A 23,167-nucleotide genomic window follows, 5' to 3' on the forward strand; every position below is an offset into this window, starting at 1 on the left:
ACAGCCTCTTAAAATTTGTCTATATATTTTCACTAAAATTTTAATTTACTCTATTATAATATTAAAGGTTATATATCCATATTTATACTTTTTATTTTTCTTGACTTTTATTTATCAATATGCTTTAACCTCTTTTATTTAATATATTACGAGGGTTTTTCCATTATTAACTATTTAATTTTTGGAATTTTAATCCTTGTTATATTCTTCCTTAGCAATTTGACAGTATTTTTGATATATAGTATAAACTACTTGCAGGCCGAAGGAATTAAAATCAAAATCTTGGAGGTGTATTTTCTGTTTAAGAAAATTTTTGTTTTAACAACTTCACTTGCACTATCAATGTTCGGTATAAATGAATTTTGTGCACATGCAAGTGTTTTAAATAATGAAAATAAAAAAGTTATTAATGTTAGTTATTTAGAAAAACATGATGATAATAATGATATAAACTCAAATAATGTTTCAAATAATGAAGGTAATGCTGTTCTAATTAAATCTGATAACGATATAATTATTAGTGACATTCCTACTAGTAGCAATGTAAATATTGTATTTACTTCTACAGTTGATAACATTATGAATGATATTTCTATCTATAATAAAAAAGTAGAAGACCAAAAAGTTAATGAAGCTGAAACTAAAGCTGAAGCTAATGCTAAAACTGAAACTAAAACTCAAGAAGCTAGTACTTCATATAAAGCTACCTATACAATGGAAGCTACTGCATATACTGGAGATACTACTACTGCCACTGGTGTTACCCCTGTTCGTAACCCAAATGGACTTAGTACTATTGCTGTAGACCCATCAATAATTCCTTTAGGTTCAAAAGTTTATATCCCAGGCTATGGTGAAGCCATTGCTGCAGATACTGGTGGAGCTATTAAAGGTCATAAAATTGATTTATTTTTAAATTCTGAAAATGAATGTATTAATTGGGGAAGACAAAATGTTACCCTATATATCCTAGCTTATCCTGGGGAGTGGTAAAATTAATAAGTAATATTTTATTCCCTATTGTTCATACTAATTAAAGTAAGCTTTTTTATACTTTAATTAGGAGGGGTTATCTTGTTAATACCAAAATTTATTTTTTGTATACATAAATATAATTCTGAAATAATAAGAAATATTTGTTTCAAAGGTGGCTATTACGAAAAGCTAACTTGTAAAAAATGTGGTAAAGTTAAAAATCTATATTGGTAAAATAACTTTATTGTATAACATAAAAAGGAGTATCTTAATTTCAGGATACTCCTTTTTTAATTAAATTATTTTATTAATTCTTCATATGTTGCTTGTGCATCTGAAGCTACTTCACTGTTTAATATAAATAATGAAACTAAATTTCCATCAACCTTAACTTCTGCACTTTCAGCAATTTCCTTTTCTGCTGGATAAAAAGCATTTCCTACTTTATCTTGTAAAACCTGTTCTACTGAAGCTTTTACAGCATCAACTTTACCATCTTTAGCCTTAACAACCATAATAAATCCAGGCCCTGGAGAAATTTGAGTTTCTAATATTCCATAATCTTCTACATCATCTAAATTTAAATGATATATTTCTGATGCTATAGTATCATCAATTTCAGCTGCAGCTCTTACATATTCTTTTTCATTTAACTTTTCTACTACATCTTTTGCTGATACTGAAGCTGTTTGTTGCTGGCTTTGCTCAGTTGATGATGAATTTCCAGTATTCTTATTTCCACATCCAGTTAAAGTCGCTCCAACCATAATTGCTATTAATGTACTAACTAATATCTTTTTCATTCTTATAACCTCACTTTATTCTTTTGTTATATCACTTATCTTATCATTCTATTAGACTATTCACTTATTTAAATTGTTCCCAATACTTTTAAAATTTTTTCTTTTATTCGTTTCCAAATATTTACATTTACGTTTTTTTTCATTATACTTATATTAAGAAACACCTTCTACCCTTAAATTGAAGTAAAAGTTTTATTAATATAATTACAAATCGGGTAATTATATCCGAATAAATCATAGATTTATAGTGTTAATTAAACTTTAAAGTTTCTCTTTTATGAAATGAGGTGATTTATATAGACCATAATAATTTTGACTTAAACGCAAGACGAAAATTACTTCATGAACGAAAAAGACAAAGACAAAAAAGATTTAGGATTATAATTTCATCAATTCCACTACTGATTCTATCAATAACCATAACAGTTATTATGTTAAATAGAAATAATACAGTTGCAACATTTAATTTAGCTATACCTAAAGTCGAAGAAAAAGAAATTTATACTGTTTGCCTAGATCCAGGCCATGGTGATTGGGATTATGGTGCAATCAGTCCAAATGGTACAGCAGAAAAAGATATCACACTTGCCATTTCCTTAAAGCTAGGAAAACTATTAGAAGAAGATGGTAGCTTTAAGGTTATTTATACTCGTGCAACAGATACTATGGATTGGATAGAAACCTCTAATGATAGTCTAAAAGAAAGAATTAAAATCTCTAAACTATGTAATGCTGATATATTTGTTTCTATTCATTGTAACTACAGCTCTGATTCTAATGATGTTTCAGGGGTTGAAACTTGGTATAACCCTTCTAATGATAGTAGTTTAAATTTAGCAAAATATTTACAACAAGCTCTAATAGACTTAGATTATACTACTAATAGGGGGTTAAAATCCTATGTCCCCGGTGAAGAACTTGCAGTTTTAGAATTGAATACTTCAACATCAGCATTAATTGAATTAGGTTTCCTAACAAACTCTTCTGATGAGAAATATCTTACTTCAGACCTTGGACAATCCAACTGTGCCAATGCACTTTATAACGCAATTGTTGAATATAGAGATGACACCAATGAATAAAATAAAAAGCCACAATATATATAATTATATATTGTGACCTTTTATTACTTCTATACATTTTGTATCTTGTTTATTTTTCCCTTCAAAAATGCTATCCCTATAATTATACTTATAGCACCTAATAATCCTATTGCTTGAGAACCAATGCCTTCACCAGTTTTAGGTAATTTTCCTAATTGATCATTTTTTATTTCATTCCCCTTATCATTTTCCTCTACTTTAATAATAATCTCATCTTTATTATTCTCATTAGTTATATTAGAATTACTTTCAATGTCCTCATCATCAGGATTTATACCTTCACTTTCATTAATAACTTCCTCTAAAAGATTATATTTTTCTTTTAATAAAGCAATAATTGAATTAACTTCCTCTTCTGTTGCATCTTCATCATTTATTAATTCATTAGCTATAGCTAATACCTTCTTATATTCATTAAAACTTTCTTCTGTATATTTATTTTTATCAATATCCTTATACTCTTCAACTAATAACAAAAGTTCTGTCTTATCCACTTTTTTTATTAATGAGTTAATAGCATTATTTATAGATATCACAGCCTCATCTATTTTTTCTTGAGTTACTTCTGCACTTACCATTAATTTTTTAGCCTCATTAATATTATTAGTTAGTTCATTCCATGATTTAGGTGTATATTCTTTCTCATCTATTAAATCTAGATTATTTATTACATCTTCTAATTCATCATAATTTATGTTAGTAATATAATTTAACTCTATACTATCTATTACTGTCCAACAACCCGCTTTTCCATCAAAATCAAATCCAATTTCAACATCTTCACTATTTACCCAAACTGGAATTGAAATTTTCTGCCATACATTATTAGTATGTCCTATTTTAAATTCTGTTACCTTTTCTCCCTGTCTTATATACATAAAGTCTGAATTATAATCTCCACCGCTGTATACCCAAGCACTTAATTCATATTTACCACAATTTAAATCCTTCACCTTTTGATTAATATTTACATTAAATTCTTTATCACTCCATACTGATAGTGCATATTTTCCTGATGGTGCATCATCGCCAAACCAAGTTCTATCTTGTGCTTGTACTGCATTAATATCACCTTCCACATTCCACCCTTCAAGTGTTCCTATTTCAAAATCCCAATTCTCTAATACTATTCTCTCTGACATTCTTAAGATAACTTCTTTATTTAAAGAAGGCTTTACTTCTACATTGCTTAATTTAGCAGCTCCATAACCTTCTGCTTCACATAATATAACATAGTTTTTATTATCCAGAATATCTTTGATCTCAAAAATTCCATTTTCATCACTTGTTGTAACAAATTTCTCTTCTTCTTTTAGACTTATTGTAACTTTAGCACCAGAAACCTTATTATTGTTATTATCAACAACAATCCCAGTAATGCTTCCTAATGATTTTTCTAATTCAAAATTAACCTCTTCGGTCGTAATTCCCTTGTTTACTTTAATATCAGAAACAGCCATTTCTAAATAGCCTTCTTTAGTTGCAGTAACATTATATCTATCTCCAATTTCTATATATTCTATTTTATATTGACCATTTTCATCAGTTACTGCCTTATACTCTTTATTATCATTTCCTACAGCTGTTATAGTAACACCTGATACTATATTTCCTTCATTATCTTTTACAACTCCCGATATTGCTCCTGAATTAATTATTAATTTAAAATCTATTCCATTAGTATCTTCCTCAAGGCTTACCTTAATATTATCAGCATAAGTACTTTCATAACCTTGCCTTTTGACATTAATCTTATAATTATCACCAGCCGGTAAATCTCCTAAAATATAAGTTCCATCGGCTTTTGATATAGTACTAAATTTCTTTTCTCCTACAACTGAATAAACTTCTGCTCCTTCTATTGGGTTATTATTTTCATCAGTTATCTTTCCTTGTACACTTCCACTGCCTAAAACTATTTCAATCTTCGATACTTCACCTTGAACTACATCAAACACTTTAGTTGAACTACTATATCCATCTTTATTTACAGTAATTGAATTATTATAAGAAGTTTCAACTTCATTCATAAAAAATCTTCCATATTTATCCGTAGTCTTTACATACTTCTCATTGTTTATGTTTAAAACAACCTCTGCTCCAACTATCTTATTTCCATTTTCGCCAGTAACAATTCCAGAAATAATTCCTTTAGTTGTTCCTTCAGTATTATCTCTAAAAGAGTTTAAGGAAGGTAAAGCTTTACCATCAAAATCAAACAATGTTGTATTAGATACTACGTTATCTCCTGCTTTATCTTCACTTCCATCTTCAGCTTCTCCCCTTTCCATAGCCCATCCTACTCCATCATAAGCTATCATAACAGGATCCCAATATAAATCTCCTATTATACAATTATTTTCTGCATTTCTTATTCCATTAAATAACTCATCTAAAAATTCCTTTTGCCCTTGTGGAGATGATTCATGACTTTCATTTCCATTATCACTTAATTGTCCTGGCCATCCATCTGGCTTAGTTGGATTCCAGTTATATCCCGTTTCCATAATTAATATTTTCTTATTATATTTTTGTGATAATTCATTAAACCATGGAATTATATCTTCTACATTCTTTTTAGTCCAAAATGGATAATATGAAGCACCTATAATATCATAATTAACATTATTCTCAATACAGCCATCTAAAAATGTAGTATATCTGTTATCCTCACCTGCTTCATCCAAATGAAGTACTACTTTGGTATTAGTTGAAATTTCTTTTACTGCTCTATATCCAGCATTTAAAAATCTTGCCAACTGTTCAAAATTTGATACTCTTCCATATGGATATAATATTCCATACTGCATTTCATTCCCTAAAGAAATATATTCTGGGGTAGTACCTTGATCTACAAGTTTTTGCATTACCTCTTTAGTATACTCATATACCAATTTTTCTAATTTATCAACAGCAGCATCATTTTCTAATCCCTCTATTTCCTTTCTCCAAGACGATGGAATTTCTTGTGTTGCACCATTTGGCCACCAATCACTATAATTTAATGTAACTTCTATTTCCATTCCAACTTCTTTTGCTCTTCTTGCACTTTTTAATAAATCTTCTGTATTTTGATATCCGTCTGGTAAATAGTAATTAGGATTTGTTATAGAGCCATGCTCTCTACCTGTATCATTATGTGTTCTTAATCTTGCAAAATTAAATCCACTTTCAGCTAATATATGAAATACATCTCTTTCTTCTCCCTCACTATCATAGAATCTTCCACCTAGGTCTTCTATATAGTTAACCATGGTTAAGTCTCCACCTTTTAAAAACTTATATTCTTCATCAGTTTTGACTAAAGAAATACAATCATAATTTGACCATGTTCCTCCTCTTCCCTTTGAATAAAATCCTATAGTTACTGAATTATTAGTTACCTCAAAATTTAATACAACCTTAGTAAATTCATTTGTTATAGGTATACTTGTTCTAGCTCCTGTTCCACCAAAATCATTAGCATAAAGATAATGTGCTTCTTGATTCCCTCCACTGGCAGCATAAGCTTCTACTCTATAATATCCATTTTCTATTCCAGTAATAGTCTGCTCTGTCCATACTTCATAATCAGTATCATTCCAATAACCTAAACTATATGAATCATCATATCCCCAATTATCCTTACCTGTAGCTGCATTAACATCTCCCTTTACATCCCAACCATCTAACCAGTTCTTAAAACTACTATTAATTATCTTATTATCCTCAGCCATGGTAGGAATAGTTATTAAAGATGTAGTATATATTGCAGTTGCAATAATTCCAAAAACCTTTTTTATTATTCTCTTAATCAAAATCCAATATCCCCCTTATACCTGTTATACGTTTTCATAATCATATTTATATTAGCATTATTATTTGTTATTAAAATAAGTAAAATCATTAGATTATAGTAATTTAATTAGTAATTTATTTTTAATAAAAAAATCTAAATAACAGTAATACACTACTATTATTTAGATTCTTTTAAATTATTATTTTATTGTTAATGTATATGCACTATTAAACTTTTGACCTACTTCTAACTTTTCTATTCCAGCTTTATCTTTTAATTCTCCATCAAAATCCTCAAAGTCAGCATGTCCATACCATGGTTCTATACATACAAAAGGTGCTCCTGTTGCTTTTGTCCATAATCCCATATAAGGAAATCCAGTAAAGTCCATAGTTAATACTTTATCATGATTAACAGATTTTAAACTTATTTTATTAGATTTTAAGCTATCAAAAACTAAGGCATCTCCCTTAAATACATCAAAGTTTAATGGTATTATATTATTGTCAACTAAATATTGCTTTCTTTCACGCTTTATATAACCCTGTTCACTTATAGGAATTATGTCACAATTTTCTTTTTCATTAAACTCAAAATAATAGTCATCTATTATTTCTCCAGCTACCATTGGACACATAAAGGCTGGATGAGCTCCTATTGAAAAATAAATTATCTTATTATCAGTATTTTCTACTATATATTCTGTTACAACTCCATTTTCTACTAAAGTATAAACAATTTTTAATGAAAATTTATATGGATACACCTTTAAAGTTTCTTCTGAAGCAACTAATTCAAAAATAATCTTATCATCTGTTTTTTCAATCATTTCAAACTCTTTTAATCTAGCTAATCCATGTTGTGGTAAATTATATTCTTTACCATCAACCTTATAAGTTCCATTCTTAACTTTTCCTACTATCGGAAATAATACTGGTGCACTATAGCCCCAATACCTTTTGTTTCTATTCCATAAATATTCAGTTCCATCTACCTTTGATGTAATATTGTGAAGCTCTGCTCCCTGTTTACTTACAGTAATCTTAACCTTTTCATTTTCTAATGTATATAACATTTTTTTCTCCCCTAACCATTATATATTTATAATAAAAAACACCTCGAAATATTATTGAATTATCACAATGATATCCTATACATAATTATATAATATATCAATAAATTATCATAGCCTAAAGAAAAAGCGCATTTAAAATAGTGAAGCTTAAATATCTACTATCCTAAATACGCTATTTTTTATTCTAATATACCATTGTATCCTAAAATACCTTGGCCCAAATTATATAATTTAGTAAAACCTTCTTCTTCTAGCATTTCACATGCTAATGCACTCTTATGTCCAGCTTTGCAATAAACTAAAATAGGCTTATCTTTATTTTCTTTTAAATCTTCAATTTCCCACTCTAGCTCCTCAACAGGAATATTTATTGCATTTGGTATTTTATTTTCCTTAAATTCACTATATCTTCTAACATCTATAATCATTAGATCTTTACAATCTTTAATTAAATTTTCAGCTTGCACACTACTAATTGATTTAAATGAACTCATAACTACACCTCTTTTATCTTTACATTTAAATTAATTATAGTAATAATAACTATTATTTACAAGCAATTTATTTCTTTATGGGCTTTATTGCATCTATAATAATTGAAACCATTCCTAAATTATTTTTAGAATTCCTAGTATCAAATCTATAACTTCTACATATTTTGCCCTTTGATTCATCCCATTCTCTATAATGAAAATCTCCTTGTTCATCACAATATTCTAAAAGTGTAACTTCAAAACCAGCACTCTCAAAGACATTCACTAATGTTTTGTAATCATATACGATTTTATGTGCACATGCTGGATGATCCTCATGTCCCGGTCCTCCAATTTTAATCATATTTTGATACCATTCATTTCTAAAGTTTTTATCAGGAACTGCACATCTTACATATCCACCTGGCTTTAAAAATTTATAACAATTTTCTGCTGCCTTTAATCCTTCTTCATAGGTTAAATGTTCCCATACATGCTCCGCTAAAATTGCCTCTATCTCATTATCTTTTACAATATTTTCCCACTGCTCTATTGATAATAAATTAAGCTCATTCTCCTGAGTTGAAACCCATCCATCATATTTTACTTTTCCTGCTCCTACGATTATTCTCATAATACTCATCCCCCTAATACTTTTATAAAAAATGTGTAATTATATAATTTTCAACGAGCACCTTTATGCAAATAATTTAAATTTTATTATTATATTGAATAATATATATTTTATACCATTTTTATCCTTTAAGTAAATATTTTTAATTTTTTCATAAAAATAATCATAATATATATTAATTTATTAAAATTATTTAGCAATTTAATACTTCAAAATTTATGGTTGTTCCTAAAAGTATTAAAAGTATTGCAATAAGTCTTTTATAACTATCTCTAATTTCTTCTTCACTTCTATTTTGTCCAGTTTGTGATAAAGCTGTTTTATAGTTATCAAATAAAATTCCTGTAAAAATTGCTGTTACAAATAAAAATATTACATTAGTTCCTTTAGGTACTTCAGTTAAATCTTGCAACGTATCTGCATAGTTCGTAGAGTTTAATTGATCTGTTATTTTTACTTTTTGCCATTCAAGATATAGTATATTAAGTATAGAGGCATATATAATTAAACTAATTCCAAACTCCGACAAATTAGTAATTTCTATCTGCTTAATTAACTGATTTTTTTCCTCCTCTGTAATAGTTGAATTATTATCTGGGTTTGAATTACTTTTAGTATCATCATTAGTACTATTTTTTTTATTCTTACTTTTACATCTCTTCATATATCTAAATTTAAAATTACTCGTCAATACATGATATTCAAATGAAAACATACAGTTACATATATGCTACTTTTATGTTCTTCTTAGTAATTTAATATATTTTATCTAAAAATTGAAATATATCATATATTCTCTTCAATCACTTTTTATACCCTAATTTTTCCCATTATAATATCATTATAAATTTGTTTTTTCTTAATAAATTTATCATTTTGGAATTGATTCCAATATTTTTTTGATAAATTATCATTTTTATCGTTGTAAATATTTTACACAAAGCGTATAATATTATTACTTAAGGAAATTTTTAGGAGGTTTTTTTATGGAAGATAATTCTAACAACGTAAAAGATTCATTTCAAATTTTTTTAGCTGAAAGAAATATACCAGATCCAGATGAAATGTTAGGTAAAGCTTTAAAATATTTAAAAGATAGAGGCCAAAAAGTTTCATTTAAAGGCTTTGATATAAATAATACAGCAATTGTTGAAATAGATAATGTACTATATAGTTTTGATAAATGCTTTGGTCTTTGGCAATCAGCTAAATTTACTAAACTTCAAGGTGCTCTTTCAGACCATCTTATAACTAGTAAAAAATCCAAAATAGAAAGTTTTTACTCTTAAACATATAGTTAAAGCGCACATTAGGTGCGCCTTTATATTTTATCTTATAATTATTTCTTTTTAACTTCTTCTTTATTTGCCACAGCTTCTTTCTGTTTTATTGTTTCTTTGGTCTTAGATGATGGCTTTGGAGGTAACTTTTTAATAAAACTCCCACCAACATTTAATTCTTCCTTATTTTCCGAAATCATAAGAACTTCATCTGTTAATGTTATTGCCTTTTTAGGGCAAAAGTCTTTACATAATCCACAGAATGTACATGAAGTTAAATCAAAATTCATTTTTATCTCTTGTCCACCTTCTAATTGCTTTATCTCTTTCGTTATTGCCTCACCTGCACATACTCTAATACATATCCCACATCCAATACATGCATCTGAATCAAAGGAAAGCTTTCCTCTATAATTTTCAACTCCTTTTACTTCATCAATTGGTTTTTCATCTGTTAGTACCGGCTTGAATATATTAGAGATTCCTTCTAAAAAGTAAGGAAGTTTAAACATAATTTTCATCCTCCCTCTTTTTGTTTAGTATTTCGACAGCTTCTAATATTCCCTTTGCTATAGCCTCTGGTTTTGGTGCACAACCTGCCACTGTTACATCAACCTTTGTCCATTTATCTAAAGGTCCATCCACAGAATAACTTCCCTTAAAAACATTACAAGATGCTGGACATGAGCCTATAGATACAACAACCTTTGGTTCTGGAACCTGAGATAATACCCTTAACATTCTATCTCTTGATTGCACTGTTACAGGTCCTGTTACAACAACTATATCTGCATGTCTTGGTGAACCAGCAAATTTAACGCCAAACCTTTCAATATCGTATCTAGGTCCAAGTAATGCTAAAAGTTCAATATCACATCCATTACAAGATCCTGTATTTACATGATATATCCAAGGAGATCTTTTTCTTCCCTTTTCAATTATTGACATTTATATACCTCCCTATAGATTCAAGCTTACTAAAACATAACTTAATAAAGATAAAACCGTTGGTATTGTCCAATAGAACTTAAACATTTGATTAGTTTTATATCTTCCCATAAGCCCTCTAACTACTGATAAAAACAATATAGCTATAACTATTACCAAAACTAGTAATATTAATGTATTAATTAATAAATCAATTCCTATATTCCCTGTAGTTACACCTATTCCACCTAAAAATAACACTACAAATAATGCAGTCATAACATAAACCTTTATATCATGGGTAAGCTTAAATAATCCCAAATATAAGCCACTATATTCAGCTAATGGACCTTCACAAATTTCTGTTTCAGCTTCTGCTACATCAAAAGGTGATATTCCAATTTTAGCTGGCAATATCATTAAAAAAGCAATTGCAGCTGGAAGTAAAGATATGGTAAATAGAAAACTTCCATTTCCTTGTTGCGCACTAGCTATAGATGATAAAGAATAGGTTGTTCCTTCTCCTAATAGCATTCCAGCTTTTTTACAAACAGCAAGTAATGATGTTATTAAAGGTAATTCATAGGCAACCATTGCCACAACCTCTCTTGATACACCAATTGATGCAAATGGTGATCCTGATGCCATACCTCCAACTATCATTGCCACTGCTGGTATAATTAATAAGTAAATTATTACAACTATATCAGCTGTACCACCAAAAAATAAACAATTATATATAGGAAGTAATACTGGTATTATACAAATACTAACTAATGCTATTATTGGTGCTAAAATAAATAACCTTTCATTTGCATTCCTTGGAACTATAGTATCTTTTCCTAAAAGTTTTACAAAATCATAAAATGGTTGTGTAATTTTAGGTCCTCTTCTTCGTTGCATTCTAGCTACTATCTTTCTATCTAGACCTGATAAAAATAATCCCATAATCACTGTAAAAACAAAACCTGGGAATATAATTAAATATATTAACTTACTTAAATACTCCATATTCCCTCCTCCTATAAAAATATAATTGTAATCACAGATACTATTACTAAAGTTGCTACTATCCATAAAGAATAATCATTAACACTACCATTATGAGCCTTTTGTATGCTATTAAAATATCCCCTTAATTGATACTTCATTCCCCAGAATAAATCATTAGCACCAACTTTTACTTCTTCCCCTTGCTCTCCTCCCACATAAATATCATATTTACATGCTGAATCTAAAGGGGCTTCTGAATAATTTACACTATTAATTCTATGCTTTTCATATTTTTTAAATATACTCATATCAAATTCATTATCTGATTTTTCATGTATTTCTTCTCCTAAATTATTACCTTTGAAAATAACAAATACTAAAATAGCAAGTAATAATATTACAAAAAGTATTAGAAAATTAGTTGGATTATATATACCTTTTGTTAAGAATTCAATATTATTAATACCATCAAAAGCAAATAGTGAATCATAAGTATTTCCTAATGCTGAAGATACATACCCTGTCAAATCATATACACTTTTAATTACTGGAATTAATATCTTGTTAACTATTACCTTTGGGAATAGCCCAAATATAACTATACCTAAAGCTAACACTCCCATTGGAATTTTCATTGATGTTGGAACATCTTCTATATTTTTATGTTCTTTATTTATAGGTCCAAAAAACACAGAATGTCCCACCTTTATAAATGATGCTAAAGTAAGTGCAGAAACCACAACAGCTATTATAGATACTATTCCCAATGAACCTGTAAATCCTGCTTCATATATCATCCATTTTGATGCAAAACCATTAAATGGCGGAATTCCGCTAATTCCTGCAGCTCCAAATAAGAACATTGCCATAGTAAATGGCATTCTTTTTCCTAGACCTGAAACTGACTCTAAATCTGTAGTTCCAGTAGTATAAAGTATAGCTCCTGCAGTTAAGAACAATAATCCTTTAAATATAGCATGATTAATCATATGATAAGTTCCACCAGTCATTGCTAAAACACTTACTTCTCCAGTTTCTATTATTGCAATACCAAGAGCCGTTATAATATATCCAATTTGAGAAACTGAGTGAAATGCTAATAGCCTCTTAAAATCATGTTGTAACAATGCCATAGATACTCCAATTACCATTGTTATAACACCCCAAACTAATATTAAATATCCTACTGGCTTATTAGATGCTAGTCCAAAAATCATAAAGACTAATCTTATAATTGCATATATTCCAGTTTTACTCATTACTCCTGAAAGTATCATTGAAATTGATGATGGTGCAGCCATATGTGCATCTGTTGGCCATGTATGACATGGAACCATAAATGCTTTAACTGCATATCCAACCATCATAAGTGAAAATGCTACTATTAATGTTGGTGTCATAGATTCCATAGCTTTTATAACTACTGCTATATCTGCTAAATTTAATGTCTTTGTTTCACTATATATTAAGCAAGTTCCTAATAAAATCAATGATGAGCCTAAAGATCCTGTTACTATATATTTAAATGCTGCTTCTACTGATTTATCCTTATAATTTCTAAATGCAGTCAATGCAATTGCTGCAAATGTCATTATTTCAAGCATTACATACATATTAAATAAATCACCAGTAAATACAAAACCTATCATACTTGATGTTAATAGCAAAAATAATACATAATACTTCTCTAATCCATTATCATGACTCATATATTTTAAAGAATAAATTACTGATAAAAGTGATGCTCCTGTAATTATTAAAGCTAAAAACATCCCTAATGAGTCTATTTGAAGTCCAATCCCAAAAGCCTTGCCACCTATTGGACTCCAATTTCCCATCCAACTTACTATAATTTCTCCATTAATTAAAATTGGCTTAATTAATAATATTACACACAAAAAGGATACTGCTGTTGCAATAACTGCAAGTGCTCTCTTTATCTTTATATATTTGTCCTTAAATAATCCAAGTACAAATGCTAAAATGAATGGAGTCATTATTGCTATTATTGGAAGATTATTAATAAATTTTATACTCATCCTCTAATCCTCCTTATATCATCACTTTCTATACTGTTATAATGTTTTTGAATTTTAATTACGATAGATAATGCAAGTGCTGTAACGCATGCTCCAATTACTATAGATGTAAGAGTTAATGCTTGAGGAATAGGATCTACAAAATAAGTACTATTATCAGTGAATATTGGTGCCGTACCATTAGTTCTAAATCCAATTGATATTAGCAATAAATTAATTCCTGAATCTAAAACTCCCATTCCAATAACTATCTTTATTAAGTTTTTCTTTAAAACAATTATTGCAAGTCCAATTACAATTAAAAGAAAAGCTCCAATATAATTAATTGTCATCTACTCTTCCCCCTTACTCTTTAAATTAGCTATCATAATTAATAATAAAAAGGAAATTCCTGCAAAAACTTTAAAACCTACAGCAAAATTCATTAAAAATATACTTCCTGATGAAAATAAATCCCCTGGATTACCCTTTTCAAGAATATTTCCAAAAAAGACTCCTGAACCTACTAATCCTATAAATGCTAGTATTATAAATCCTAACGCTCCAATATCCTCTGCAATTTTAAATGTATTTGCTGCTATTCCCTTATTTACCCCTTTAAATCCATATCCAATATAAATAATAGCTATGGCACCAGCTATTAAAACTCCTCCTTGGAACCCACCACCTGGTGATAAATGACCATGAATTATAATATATAATCCTAATGTAAGCAAAATCGGCAATACTAAATTTGTACAAGATATTAAAATAGAATCTCTTCTTTTTTTCATATTATTTATCCTCCTTTGCTTTCTTTTCTGGTCTTAAAACTGCTGCAACTCCACAAATTGCAGTAAATAATACTATAGATTCTCCCAAAGTATCATATCCTCTAAAATCAAATACTATTGCTGTAACTGAGTTTATTGCAGCTGTTTCTTTAATAGTCTCATTTATTATTATTTGAGATGCATCTCCAAAAACTTCTGGTTTTAAGCCCATTTTAAAACCTAAAAAAGTAAAGATTACAAGTAGTAAGAAAAGAATTAAGTAAGTTATCTTTTTTCTCATTCCTCTTCCTCCTTAACCTTTTTTGCTTTAACTTTATTTAAAGTTATTATAAAGATTACTGGAGTTAATATAGCTCCCACGGCTGCCTCTGCCAAAGCAACATCTGGTGCTTTAAGTAATAAAAACTCTAAAGCTAAAAATCCTCCTAAAACAGCCATAGCAATAGTACATTGAAGTATATCATCTAGGAAAAATACACAAAGTGCTGATGCAACTAATCCAACTATTATTAAAGTATTTAATACATCAAAACTACTCATTTATATCCCTCCCATAATGATCAAATTTTGTTTTTTCATAAAGCCCAGCTTTAATTTTATATGCCGCTCTTGCCATGGCATGTGCACCTACAGGATTGCTTATAATTAAAAACACTACAGTTATTAAAGCCTTTATCCCTAAGGAAGTATTACCAGTTCCAAAACCATATATACTACATGCTAATGATATTGGCATTGCCCCCATTGTTGCTATATTAGTTGCACTTTGAAGTCTACAGAATGTATCTGGCATTCTAATTACACCTACAACACCTGCAATAACAAAAAAAATACCTACTACAAGTAATATACAAACTATTATCCCTAATATAGACATTACAATTCCCCCTCTAAATACTTAGAAATCAATACTGTTCCAATAAATCCTAGAAGAGTTACTATAAGTCCAAGATCTAAATACATGGCTCTGTCTTCTACAGCTCCAAATAAAATCATAATTACACCTAAAATTATATCTATTGAATCTGCTGCTAAAACTCTATCTATTACGTTAGGTCCTTTAAATACCCTGTATAATAAAATCAATGCTAGGATGGCTAAAATTATTGCAACTATAGTAAATATAGAATTTATATTCATTAATTAAAAAGCCTCCTTACAAAATACTCAAATCTTCCCTTTATTATCTCTGATGCTTCTTTAGTATCTTCTGTTGTAGCATCTATCCAATGAATATATATTGCATTTTCATTTCCATCCTCATATATATCCATTGTTATAGTTCCTGGTGTTAATGTTATACAATTAGACAACATTGCCAATCCATAGTCCGATTGTAACTCTGTAGTTATCTTTACTATTCCTGGATTAATATTTAAATTGGGAGACAAGGCTTTTATAGCAACACTAAAATTTGCTTTTATTAGCTCCCATATATAGACTGGAATGAAAATTATTAAATTTATAAATCTAAACTTTTTAAATAACCATAATCCATCTTTTTTGGCAAAAAATGAACTTGAAAAATACGCAACAATTATACCTACAATAACACCTACTATTAGCTCTTGAGATCCTAATTTTAAAATATTAAAATCTTGCATTAAAAATAAAATCCAAAATAGGTATGACAAAATGAAAGCTCCCACAAATGATGTCCATTTTTTCATCCATAATCACCTTCTATCTTATATTTTTTTTATTAACCACTCTGTGAACTCTTTAGTTGCACTCTTCTCTAATGAGTTAATTTTAAAGATTTTTGAATTTGGATTTCTAATAAGTGTTTGCTCCCTTACCTCATCTTCATTAAATTTAAAGTATTTTATCATATCATATTTAGTAATCACTAGTGCATCTGCCTTTGAAAACATTAATGGATATTTAACAACCTTATCGTCCCCTTCTGGTACACTTAATAATGCTACCTTTAATACTTCTCCAATATCAAATTCTGCTGGACATACTAAATTACCTATGTTTTCAACTATAAGAAAATCTAACTCCTCTAAATTAAAATATTCTATTATATTTTTTATAGACATTGCCTCTATATGACATGCTCCTTGTGAATTAAGTTGTACAACTGGTATTCCTGCATCTTGAATTTTTTTAGCATCTATAGTACCTTCTATATCTCCTTCTATTACACCAACTCTTAAGTCTTTACTTTTAAGCTCTTCTATTAAATTTAATATAAACGTTGTTTTTCCAGCACCTGGAGATCCCATTACATTAATCATTTTTACATTTTTATTCATAAGAGCTTCTTGAACTTCCTTGTGACACTCTTCATTCCATTCTAAAATTTGTCTTACAACTTTTATTTGCATTTATTCAACCTCCATGGTATCTAAATAAAACTCTCGCCCTTTTGTAATTTCATATTTATTTCCATTGCAAATTGGACAAACATAACTATTTTTCTCTAACTTTCCTTCATAGCTACATTCATTACATTTAATTTCTACTGCTATTCTTTCTATATTTATTTTTGTATTTTCAGCAATAGTATCTTTAGCAACAATATTAAAATAATAAGATATACAACTTGGTACTAAATCTGTTAATTCACCAACTTTAATATTTATCTCTTTTATTCTCTTAATATTATGCTTTTTACCTTCTTCTAGACATATCTTAAGTAGCCCTTGAGTTACTGATAATTCATGCATACTTCTACCTATCTAAACATGAGAAACAAGGATCTATACTTGCTACTATAAGTCCTGCATCTGCAATAGTATTATTTTTTAACATAACTGGAACAGTCATTGCATTTTTAAAGGTTGGTACATGAATATTAACTCTTCCATTTGTTTGTCCTCCGTTCGAAACTACATAATAAGTAACTTCACCTCTTGGAGCTTCAGTTACAGCCATATACTCTCCTACTGGAACCTTAGGAATCTTATTTCCTAGATTAATAGGACCATCAGGCATATTATTAAGAGCTTGCTCAATTATCTTACAACTTTCTTCAATTTCTATTAGTCTTACAACAGCTCTTGAAAAAACATCACCATCATTTGCCACAGCTACATTAAAATCAAATTCTTCATAGCAATTATATGGCATTGTTTTTCTTACATCGAAATTAACCCCAGAAGCTCTTCCATGTGGTCCACAAGCTCCATAATTTAATGCATCATCCTTTGTTAATATTCCTACCCCCTTTGTTCTTGCTGCTATACTTGAATCTTTAGCATAAACCTTATAAATATTTTTATATTCACTTCTTAACTCTGCTATCATTTTTATTAGAGTTTCTTTTTGTTCATTACTTATATCTCTTCTTGAGCCACCAATTATATTCATAGCGTAATTTACTCTATTTCCTGATATAACCTCAAGCATATCCATTATTTTTTCTCTCGAAGCAAAGCACATCATAAATAAAGAATCAAATGCTACTATATGAGCAGCTAAACCTAGCCATAAATAATGAGAGTGTAATCTTTCTAATTCACTTAATATTACTCTTATATAACTTCCTCTCTTAGGAACCTCCATGCCAGCAATATTTTCTACAGCTAAACAATAAGTCATTGCATGAGAATGAGAACAAATTCCACATACTCTTTCAACCAAAGTTATTGTTTGAATAGGATTTCTAATTTCCGTTAATTTTTCTATTCCTCTATGGTTGTACCCTATAAAAACTTCTGAATCCTTTATAAATTCACCTTCAGTAAGAAGCTTAACATGCACTGGCTCTTCTAATGCAGGATGATATGGTCCTAATGGTAAAACGTAGCTCAACTTTTCCCCCTCCTTCTAATTATCCTTTAATTTTTTAAGTTCATTTAGAGGCATTATAAGTATTTGCCCTTCACCGTCCTTAAACTCGTCTGGCAAAAATAATCTTCCACTAAATATTAATCCTTCAAACTTTAATGGCATCATTTCTTGTATTTCTTCCTCAAACCACTGTGCACCTTTATATACATTAGTTACTGTTGGTAATACTTTTTCTCCCTTTACATGATACTGTCTTCTAACATCATCATATTCTAAAGTGTAAACTACTACATTATTTTTCTCAGCATCAACGTAACCATTTATGGCTACTAAGCGTCCCCCCTTATCCCTAACCTCCTGTACCTTTGATACAATATCATTTTTTGAAATTTCTTCTATTGTAATATTGCCCATAATACTCCCCCTCATATAAGGATTTTTTGTTATTTTTGTATTAATTTTACACTCTTTCACTTTTTATTATACATAAGATAGAGGCTTATTATAATAAAATATTGGAATTTTTTTGAAAATAAATCCCTCTATTTATTCTTCCTTTTATTAATGCTATTTTTTGTTTTATATCTATAACTTTTATGCTATAATGTCTATATAATTGTTGTTAATATAGTATAATTTATAATAAAAGGAGTTTTTGCAATGGGTTTCAAAGATAAAATGACTAAATATTACTCTGATGCATACATGAATAAATATGGAGATAGAATGACAAGTGTTTCTGGTACGGTTTTATCAGTTAAAACAGAAACTAAAAGCTTTCTAGGAATTTTCAATAGATTACATGTTTGGTTAGTTGTTAAGTCTGATGCTGGTAAACAAATAGCTAAATGTGAATATAAGAGAAACAGATGGTTTAAAAAGCCAGAATTTATAGATATATCTCAAGGTCACAAAATAATTGTTATGGGAATTAAAGGTGAAAAAGGTAAAGCAAATTCTGAAGTTGTTATGGCTTCAAACATTGCAAACTTAACTACAAGAAAAGATTTACACCCATTTGATCATAGCCAAATAAAGAAAGCTAGACAACAAGCTACTAGAATGAGAACTAGATAGTTTAAATATAAAAAAGAGATTTCGCATTTTGCAAAATCTCTTTTTTTATATTTAATTCTAATTTATTAACTAATTAAAAATTATGGCTAATCAATACAAAAATATTTTTAATAAATAATAATTAAAACTTATAATTATTTACAGTGTTCACATTTAAAATCTTTTCCACTTTCATATACTGTTCCACTATGTATTACTTTACTTCTTGATAATGTTCTACAAGTATTTTTTGCATGATAAGTTTTTCCTTTTGGAGTCCAGTATACTATAACCTCTTCCTTTAATTCTTCTACAATTTCTTTGTTTTCTATAGCTTCCTTAACATCATTAATTAAAATTTCATCAATATTTTCAGAAGAATTATTAAACTCATCTATTTCATTTTCTTCTATTTCATTTATATTTTCTACTGATTCTATTAATTCAGTTTTTTCCACCTTATTTACTTCATCTATATTATCTATTTTATCTATAAATTTTACTTCTTCAATTTCTTCAGTTAATATATCTGCAGCTATTTCTTCTAACAATTCACTATCGATTTCATTAATATTGTTGTCATCATTAACTTTTATATCACTTATTTCAGTTGATACCTCTTCTTTTATACCCTTATCTTCTTTGCCCCACTTTTTAAAAATAGATAAAGGTAAACTTTTAAGAACTATTACCCCTGCATTTCTTCTTGTAAAATCGCCTTTAAAAAAATATATAATACAAATTATAACTATTATCGCTACTATTATCTCAAACATTTTTATTTTCATCCTATCTATATTAATTTCTAAATTATACTTATAAATTACTAACACCTTTGATTATACTATTAATACTAGTATTAAATAAAGTAGTATTATTAATATTATTTACTTATTAGATAAAAACTTTTGTTATTTTAGAGAAATTAATAAAACCACACTTTATATTAAGTAAATATATAGTGTGGTTAAATACTTTATACCTTTATTAAATTATTAAAACACCACTAATTCAGTTTCATTAATAGCCTTTTCTACCATTGCATCTACATCTAAAACAGATTCTGCTTTTCTCATAGCATCTAATTGAGGCTTAGTTTTAGGGTGCTTTGGTACGAATATTGTACAACAATCTTCATATGGTAAAATAGAAGTTTCATATGTTCCTATTTCCTTTGCAATATCCATAATATCACCTTTATCCATTGCAATTAATGGTCTAAATACTGGTCTATCTGCACAGTCAGTACTTACTATTAATCCTTCCATAGTTTGGCTTGCAACTTGACCTATACTTTCTCCACTTGAGATTGATTGTACTCCATACTTTTCAGCTAAAACACATGCACATCTCATCATAAATCTTCTCATTAATATAGTTAATTCATCTTGTCTACACTTTTCCATTATGTCTAATTGAATTTCTGTAAATGGTACTATGTATAAATTAACTCTTTCTGTATAGTTTGAAAGTATTTTTGCTAATTCCTTAACTTTATCTTTAGCTCTTTCTGAAGTATATGGATGGCTATGATAATAAACACAGTTAAGCTCTACACCTCTTCTAGCCATTAAATATCCAGCTACTGGAGAATCAATACCTCCTGAAAGCATTAACATAGTGCTTCCATTCATTCCATATGGTAATCCTCCAACACCTTTTATTTTATCCTTGCTTGTAAATACATATGCTTTTTCTCTAATCTCAATATTTACTAAGCATTCTGGATTCTTAACATCAACTTCTAATCCACCTCCAAAATGATGAAGTACATATCCTCCTACATCTCTAGAAGTTTCAATAGAATTTAATTGGAACTTTTTATTTGCTCTATTTGTTTCTATTTTAAATGTCTTTGGATTAGCTTCTTTTACTTTTCTTAAAGCCTCTTCTTTTATTGCCGTTAAATCTCTTTCTACTTCAGTAACTATACATACTTCAGCTACTCCAAAAACTTTTCTTACTCTTTCTACAGCTGCATCAATATCCTCAGCTTTAATAAATCCTCTTCCTTGATCAGTAACAAATTCAAATTGTAGACCTGCAAGTTTTTTCTCTATATTTTCTTTTAATCTTCTTTCAAACTTTCCTCTGTTTAATCCTTTTAGGAATATTTCTGAAGCATATTTAACTAATATTAATTTATTATTCATCTTTTTACTCTCCTTAAAAACATTAATGACTTTTTTAGTACATCAATTGTATAATCTACTTCTTCCTTTGTATTTTCGTATGAGAATGAGAATCTTATAGCAGACTCAACTTCCCTATTATTTAACCCTAATGCCTTTATTACATAACTTCCATGAGCAGCACTACTTTTTGATGTACATGCAGAACCAGTAGCAACATATACTCCTGCTTCCTCTAACAAGTGTAATAAAACTTCTGCTCTTACTCCTAAAAAGGATACATTTAAAATATAAGGACTAAATCCTTCTATCCCACTATTTATTCTAATATCCTTTATTTCTTTTAATCTTTCTATAAAATAAGTTTTAAGTTCAGAAACCTCTTTATATCTTTGATCCATATTTTCAAAAGTAATTTTTGCAGCCTTTTCAAAGCCAATTATTCCAGGAAGATTTTCTGTTCCAGCTCTAAATCCTCTTTCTTGGCTTCCACCTGAAATAAGTGAATTTAATATTATTCCTTTTTTTATGTAAACTAATCCAGCTCCTTTTGGCCCATGAATTTTGTGTCCTGCTGCTGTTAATAAATCTATTTTAGCTTTATTAACATCAATAGGTAATTTTCCATATCCTTGGACAGCATCTACATGAAATTTTGCCCTAGAACTTTTTCCCTTTATTAGATTTCCTATAGCTTCTAGGTCTTGTATGGCTCCCATTTCATTATTAACATACATTATTGATACTAAAACAGTATCCTTACTTATTGCTTCTTCTAAATCTTCTAATGAAATTCTTCCTTCATTGTCTACATCTAAATATGTAACTTTAACACCTTTATCTTCTAACTCTTTACATGTATTAATTATTGAATGATGCTCAAAAGTAGTTGTTATAAGATGATGACCTGGCTTTAATAACCCTTTTAAAACGAGATTATTTCCTTCGCTTCCACCAGATGTAAAATAAATCTCATCTTTACTGCATTTAATGGTAGATGCAAAATACTCTCTAGCTTCATTTAATCTTTTTTCACAGTTCATTCCTATCTTATGTAAAGATGATGGATTGCCAAAATACTCCTTCATACCCTTACCTACTTCTTCTATTACTTCATCATAAGGCATTGTAGTAGCACTATTATCAAAATAAATATTCAATGACAATCACTCCTTTCTTTTAGTATTTACATAATAAATGAAATTTAAAATTTTAATTTTATAAATTGAACTTACAATTTTATCACTTGAAAAAAATTTTTTCATATTAATTTAAAATTCTACCATTTACTTTGCAATAAGTAAATAATTTATAGAATAAAATCTAGTATTCCCATCATTTTTCTATGAAATATATATAAATTCACATAAAAAAAGAGCTTATTA

The 23,167-nt window shown here is 28.6% G+C and carries 27 protein-coding genes and 1 pseudogene; 4 read left to right on the top strand and 24 right to left on the bottom strand.

What is annotated here, in order from left to right; all coding sequences use genetic code 11:
* Positions 1-714: 714 nt before the first annotated feature.
* A pseudogene (locus tag EJJ37_RS20875) lies at positions 715-993 on the top strand (3D domain-containing protein); the annotation flags it as partial.
* Between the two features lie 281 nt (positions 994-1,274).
* Here the strand turns inward: EJJ37_RS20875 and EJJ37_RS10535 are convergent.
* A complete protein-coding gene (locus tag EJJ37_RS10535; protein WP_133015536.1) occupies positions 1,275-1,778 on the bottom strand; it encodes a DUF4358 domain-containing protein in 504 nt (167 codons plus the stop codon).
* A 287-nt stretch (positions 1,779-2,065) separates the two neighbouring features.
* Here EJJ37_RS10535 and EJJ37_RS10540 point away from each other — a divergent pair, with 287 nt between their 5' ends.
* Positions 2,066-2,860, top strand: coding sequence for an N-acetylmuramoyl-L-alanine amidase family protein (locus tag EJJ37_RS10540; protein ID WP_243124876.1), 795 nt, complete (start codon positions 2,066-2,068; stop codon positions 2,858-2,860).
* 50 nt (positions 2,861-2,910) lie between these two features.
* Here EJJ37_RS10540 and EJJ37_RS10545 read toward each other — a convergent pair whose 3' ends face one another.
* From EJJ37_RS10545 to EJJ37_RS10565, 5 genes are all read right to left on the bottom strand, one after another.
* Entirely contained in the window at positions 2,911-6,678 is a 3,768-nt protein-coding gene (locus EJJ37_RS10545; RefSeq protein WP_133015537.1) for a glycosyl hydrolase 53 family protein, read from the bottom strand.
* 180 nt (positions 6,679-6,858) lie between these two features.
* Positions 6,859-7,734 carry an aldose 1-epimerase family protein gene (locus EJJ37_RS10550; protein WP_133015538.1) on the bottom strand — a complete coding sequence of 292 codons (876 nt, stop codon included), beginning with the start codon at positions 7,732-7,734 and terminating at the stop codon, positions 6,859-6,861.
* A 179-nt stretch (positions 7,735-7,913) separates the two neighbouring features.
* Positions 7,914-8,228 carry a rhodanese-like domain-containing protein gene (locus EJJ37_RS10555; RefSeq protein WP_133015539.1) on the bottom strand — a complete coding sequence of 105 codons (315 nt, stop codon included), beginning with the start codon at positions 8,226-8,228 and terminating at the stop codon, positions 7,914-7,916.
* 67 nt (positions 8,229-8,295) lie between these two features.
* Positions 8,296-8,841, bottom strand: a complete 546-nt coding sequence (locus EJJ37_RS10560; protein ID WP_204596859.1) for a class I SAM-dependent methyltransferase — start codon at positions 8,839-8,841, stop codon at positions 8,296-8,298.
* A gap of 193 nt (positions 8,842-9,034) precedes the next feature.
* Complete coding sequence (locus EJJ37_RS10565) at positions 9,035-9,505, bottom strand: hypothetical protein (protein ID WP_133015541.1); 471 nt, start codon at positions 9,503-9,505, stop codon at positions 9,035-9,037.
* A gap of 322 nt (positions 9,506-9,827) precedes the next feature.
* Here EJJ37_RS10565 and EJJ37_RS10570 point away from each other — a divergent pair, with 322 nt between their 5' ends.
* Positions 9,828-10,130, top strand: coding sequence for a hypothetical protein (locus EJJ37_RS10570; protein WP_133015542.1), 303 nt, complete (start codon positions 9,828-9,830; stop codon positions 10,128-10,130).
* A gap of 50 nt (positions 10,131-10,180) precedes the next feature.
* Here EJJ37_RS10570 and EJJ37_RS10575 read toward each other — a convergent pair whose 3' ends face one another.
* Genes EJJ37_RS10575 through EJJ37_RS10645 form a run of 15 tightly spaced genes read right to left on the bottom strand, consistent with a single transcriptional unit; the run spans position 10,181 to position 19,008 of the window.
* A complete protein-coding gene (locus tag EJJ37_RS10575; protein ID WP_166484740.1) occupies positions 10,181-10,633 on the bottom strand; it encodes a 4Fe-4S binding protein in 453 nt (150 codons plus the stop codon).
* Positions 10,626-11,069 carry an NADH-quinone oxidoreductase subunit B family protein gene (locus tag EJJ37_RS10580; RefSeq protein WP_133015544.1) on the bottom strand — a complete coding sequence of 148 codons (444 nt, stop codon included), beginning with the start codon at positions 11,067-11,069 and terminating at the stop codon, positions 10,626-10,628. The genes EJJ37_RS10575 and EJJ37_RS10580 overlap by 8 nt, the downstream gene beginning before the upstream one ends.
* A 12-nt stretch (positions 11,070-11,081) precedes the next feature.
* Positions 11,082-12,059 carry a respiratory chain complex I subunit 1 family protein gene (locus EJJ37_RS10585; protein WP_133015545.1) on the bottom strand — a complete coding sequence of 326 codons (978 nt, stop codon included), beginning with the start codon at positions 12,057-12,059 and terminating at the stop codon, positions 11,082-11,084.
* 11 nt (positions 12,060-12,070) lie between these two features.
* Complete coding sequence (locus tag EJJ37_RS10590; protein ID WP_133015546.1) at positions 12,071-14,080, bottom strand: proton-conducting transporter transmembrane domain-containing protein; 2,010 nt, start codon at positions 14,078-14,080, stop codon at positions 12,071-12,073.
* Positions 14,077-14,412: a sodium:proton antiporter gene (locus tag EJJ37_RS10595; protein ID WP_133015547.1), complete on the bottom strand. Its 336-nt coding sequence runs from the start codon at positions 14,410-14,412 to the stop codon at positions 14,077-14,079. Before EJJ37_RS10595 ends, EJJ37_RS10590 begins: the two co-directional genes overlap by 4 nt.
* A complete protein-coding gene (locus tag EJJ37_RS10600) occupies positions 14,413-14,853 on the bottom strand; it encodes an MnhB domain-containing protein (RefSeq protein WP_133015548.1) in 441 nt (146 codons plus the stop codon).
* 1 nt (position 14,854) lies between these two features.
* Positions 14,855-15,133: a hydrogen gas-evolving membrane-bound hydrogenase subunit E gene (mbhE, locus tag EJJ37_RS10605; RefSeq protein WP_133015549.1), complete on the bottom strand. Its 279-nt coding sequence runs from the start codon at positions 15,131-15,133 to the stop codon at positions 14,855-14,857.
* Positions 15,130-15,393 carry a hydrogenase subunit MbhD domain-containing protein gene (locus tag EJJ37_RS10610; protein WP_133015550.1) on the bottom strand — a complete coding sequence of 88 codons (264 nt, stop codon included), beginning with the start codon at positions 15,391-15,393 and terminating at the stop codon, positions 15,130-15,132. The genes mbhE and EJJ37_RS10610 overlap by 4 nt, the downstream gene beginning before the upstream one ends.
* Entirely contained in the window at positions 15,386-15,730 is a 345-nt protein-coding gene (gene mnhG, locus EJJ37_RS10615; protein WP_133015551.1) for a monovalent cation/H(+) antiporter subunit G, read from the bottom strand. The genes EJJ37_RS10610 and mnhG overlap by 8 nt, the downstream gene beginning before the upstream one ends.
* Positions 15,730-15,993: an MrpF/PhaF family protein gene (locus EJJ37_RS10620; protein WP_133015552.1), complete on the bottom strand. Its 264-nt coding sequence runs from the start codon at positions 15,991-15,993 to the stop codon at positions 15,730-15,732. Before EJJ37_RS10620 ends, mnhG begins: the two co-directional genes overlap by 1 nt.
* Complete coding sequence (locus EJJ37_RS10625; RefSeq protein ID WP_133015553.1) at positions 15,993-16,523, bottom strand: Na+/H+ antiporter subunit E; 531 nt, start codon at positions 16,521-16,523, stop codon at positions 15,993-15,995. The genes EJJ37_RS10620 and EJJ37_RS10625 overlap by 1 nt, the downstream gene beginning before the upstream one ends.
* 18 nt (positions 16,524-16,541) lie before the next feature.
* A complete protein-coding gene (hypB, locus tag EJJ37_RS10630) occupies positions 16,542-17,186 on the bottom strand; it encodes a hydrogenase nickel incorporation protein HypB (protein ID WP_133015554.1) in 645 nt (214 codons plus the stop codon).
* Positions 17,187-17,528, bottom strand: coding sequence for a hydrogenase maturation nickel metallochaperone HypA (gene hypA, locus EJJ37_RS10635; protein ID WP_133015555.1), 342 nt, complete (start codon positions 17,526-17,528; stop codon positions 17,187-17,189). It lies immediately after the preceding gene.
* A 4-nt stretch (positions 17,529-17,532) separates the two neighbouring features.
* Positions 17,533-18,615, bottom strand: a complete 1,083-nt coding sequence (locus tag EJJ37_RS10640) for a hydrogenase large subunit (RefSeq protein ID WP_133015556.1) — start codon at positions 18,613-18,615, stop codon at positions 17,533-17,535.
* Positions 18,616-18,630: 15 nt separating this feature from the next.
* A complete protein-coding gene (locus EJJ37_RS10645) occupies positions 18,631-19,008 on the bottom strand; it encodes an NADH-quinone oxidoreductase subunit C (RefSeq protein ID WP_166484741.1) in 378 nt (125 codons plus the stop codon).
* A gap of 246 nt (positions 19,009-19,254) precedes the next feature.
* On the opposite strand from EJJ37_RS10645, the gene EJJ37_RS10650 reads away from it, so the two are divergent.
* Positions 19,255-19,671 (top strand): hypothetical protein, encoded by a 417-nt coding sequence (locus EJJ37_RS10650; RefSeq protein WP_133015558.1) that lies wholly within the window; start codon positions 19,255-19,257, stop codon positions 19,669-19,671.
* 134 nt (positions 19,672-19,805) lie between these two features.
* Here EJJ37_RS10650 and EJJ37_RS10655 read toward each other — a convergent pair whose 3' ends face one another.
* From EJJ37_RS10655 to EJJ37_RS10665, 3 genes are all read right to left on the bottom strand, one after another.
* The gene (locus tag EJJ37_RS10655; RefSeq protein ID WP_133015559.1) at positions 19,806-20,426 is read right to left on the bottom strand and encodes a hypothetical protein; all 621 of its coding nucleotides are present in this window, start codon (positions 20,424-20,426) and stop codon (positions 19,806-19,808) included.
* 219 nt (positions 20,427-20,645) lie between these two features.
* Positions 20,646-21,803, bottom strand: coding sequence for a tRNA uracil 4-sulfurtransferase ThiI (gene thiI / locus EJJ37_RS10660; protein ID WP_133015560.1), 1,158 nt, complete (start codon positions 21,801-21,803; stop codon positions 20,646-20,648).
* A complete protein-coding gene (locus EJJ37_RS10665; RefSeq protein WP_133015561.1) occupies positions 21,800-22,942 on the bottom strand; it encodes a cysteine desulfurase family protein in 1,143 nt (380 codons plus the stop codon). The genes thiI and EJJ37_RS10665 overlap by 4 nt, the downstream gene beginning before the upstream one ends.
* Positions 22,943-23,167 lie beyond the last annotated feature (225 nt).

This window comes from Clostridium cuniculi, from assembly GCF_004353185.1.
Lineage (GTDB): Bacteria > Bacillota > Clostridia > Clostridiales > Clostridiaceae > Clostridium > Clostridium cuniculi.